At 66.0% G+C, this 2,426-nt stretch carries 3 protein-coding genes; all 3 read right to left on the bottom strand.

Annotated features, from left to right (window positions below; all coding sequences use genetic code 11):
- Positions 1-877: DMT family transporter (locus LH128_RS28725; protein WP_008833218.1), on the bottom strand; the 877-nt coding region annotated here is incomplete at its 3' end.
- Between the two features lie 77 nt (positions 878-954).
- Positions 955-1,941, bottom strand: a complete 987-nt coding sequence (locus LH128_RS28730; protein ID WP_008833219.1) for a TerC family protein — start codon at positions 1,939-1,941, stop codon at positions 955-957.
- Positions 1,942-2,018: 77 nt separating this feature from the next.
- A complete protein-coding gene (locus LH128_RS28735; protein WP_008833220.1) occupies positions 2,019-2,201 on the bottom strand; it encodes a YdcH family protein in 183 nt (60 codons plus the stop codon).
- Positions 2,202-2,426: the final 225 nt, after the last annotated feature.

The following is a 2,426-nucleotide window of genomic DNA, read 5'->3' on the forward strand; positions in this document are numbered from 1 at the left end:
TCGCCAGCGCCACGGCGAGCAGCACCATGCCGACCACGTCGATCGTGCCCAGCGTCTCTCCGAAGGCGAGCCAGCCGACAGTGGCCGCCAGCGCCGGCTGCGCCATCAGCGCGAGGCCGATCACCAGCGGTGTGAAATGGCGCAGCGAGTAGATCAGGAAACCCTGCCCGATCAGCTGGCTCGACAGCGCGAGCGCGACCAGCGGCGTCCAGTCGCGCGGCATGATGACTTCGCCCAGCAGCACCGCGGCGAGCAGCATCACCGGCACGCTCGCGGCGGTCGAGACGGCGAGCAGCGAATATTGCCCCCTGCCCTGCCGCACGCCGTTCAGCATGATGAGATAGACCGCGTAGAAGGCTCCGCCGAGCAGGCAGAACAAGTCTCCGACGAGGTTCGTGCGGCTGATCTCCAGCGATCCGCCCATCAGCAAGCCCGCTCCCGCCAGCGCGGCGAGGATGGCGCTGACTTCCAGCACGCGCGGCGCGCGCCGGGCGGTGGCAAGACCCCAGACCATCACGATCAGACTGCCCGAATTGCCGAACAGCGAGGCATTGCCCACCTTTGTCCGCACGATGCCGAAATGCCAGGCGGCCAGGTCCAGGGCAAAGAACACCCCCGCCGCCATGACCAGCGCGATCACCCCCGGCGACATCCTGCGCTGCACCGCAGGCTCACGTCCGGCGAGCAGCACGAGCACCGGCAGCGCGAGGGTCAGGCGCCAGAACCCGGCGGCGACCGGCCCGGTATCGGCAAGCCGCACCAGCCATGCCCCCAGCGCCAGCGCGACGTTGGCGGCCAGCAGCGCGAGGAGATGGCGCGCGGTCCAGTCATGGCCGGGTCGGACTTCGGGGACGGACAGGGCGGGAGCAGTGCTCATGGCCCGCGTCCTAGCGGCATGGCGCGGGCGGCGCACCTGCTTATTGGCGCGCCGCCCGGATCGTCAACAAAGCAGGATCAATTCGGCAACTGCGCCGTCTCTTCCCCTCTTGTCTTCCAGAGCGACCAGCCCACCCCACCCGCGATCAGCGCCAGCGTGATGCCGAGGCTCGCGAGCGGCGGGAACTTCGCGCCGCCCAGCGCGAAGTCGGCGATCAGGATCTTGCCGCCGATGAACACCAGCACCAGCGCCAGCGCATACTTCAGGTAGTGGAAACGATGCACCATCGCCGCCAGCGCGAAGTAGAGCGCGCGCAGGCCCAGGATCGCCATGATGTTCGAGGTGTAGACGATGAAGGTATCGGTCGTGATCGAGAAGATCGCCGGCACCGAATCGATCGCGAAGACCAGGTCGGCCAGGTTGATCACCACCAGCGCCAGGAACAGCGGCGTCGCTGCCCAGACGAGGTGGCCCTTCGCGTTGGCCTCCTTCACGAAGAAGTGCTCGGCGTGGTGCTGCTTGGTCACGCGCATGTGGCGCGAGATCCAGCGGATCGCGGCGTTGTTGCCGATGTCCGGGTCCTGGTCGCTGGTGAACAGCATCTTGATCCCGGTGAAGATCAGGAAGGCGGCGAACAGGTACATGACCCAGTGGGCATGGGCGACCAGCGCCGCGCCGCCCGCGATCATAGCCCCTCGCAGCACGATGACGGCAAGGATGCCCCACAGCAGCGCGCGATACTGGTACTTGGGGTGGATCGCGAAGTAGCCGAAGATCATCGATATGACGAAGACGTTGTCGATCGAAAGCGCCTTCTCGATGAAGTAGCCGGTGTAATAGTCGATCGCCGGTGCGGAGCCCTTGGCCCACCAGATCCACGCGCCGAAGATCATGGCGATGCCGATGTAGAACACCGACAGTTTCAGCGATTCGGCGATGCCCATCTCCTTGTCGTCCTTGTGCAGGACGCCGAGGTCGAAGGCGGTGAGCAGCAGCACGACGGCCGCGAACGAAAGCCAGAACCAGGCGGGCGTACCCAGCCAGTCGGCGAAGAGAAATTCCATGATGACGTGCCCTGTTCAGGGGGAAACGGAGGCGCCGGCGCGCAGGATCGGGGGAGGAAAGCGCGCCGGCGCGCGGGTTACAGGCTGGCGAGTGCGCGCGCGGGCGGCAGCAGCCGCGCCATCCTGTCCCTGAGCCTGGTTTTCCGTTTCATCAGCCGGGCGACCTCCAGCGGGTCCTTGTGGCGGCCTGTCTTCATGCGGCGGATCGCGGCGTCGAGCTTCTGGTGCAGCTCTAGCAGGCGGAACATGCGTTCGGTCATTATCGTATCCCTATCGAACGGGTTGAAGTTCGATCGGATGAGCGGCGCTGGGGTTGCGTAAGAAAACAATGCTGAACCTGCACCGGTATCACCCGATGCGGTCCGACATCACGAGGCGTGAGGGAAGTTCCCGATCACGCCGCGCCAGAGGGGCCCGGCCCGCAAAGGCTCTAATACGACCGAATCGCTCCGAGTTCAACCCATCGATCCTCCCCGTCGCGCAGC

The sequence above is a fragment of the Sphingomonas sp. LH128 genome (genome assembly GCF_000293195.2).
GTDB lineage: Bacteria > Pseudomonadota > Alphaproteobacteria > Sphingomonadales > Sphingomonadaceae > Novosphingobium > Novosphingobium resinovorum_A.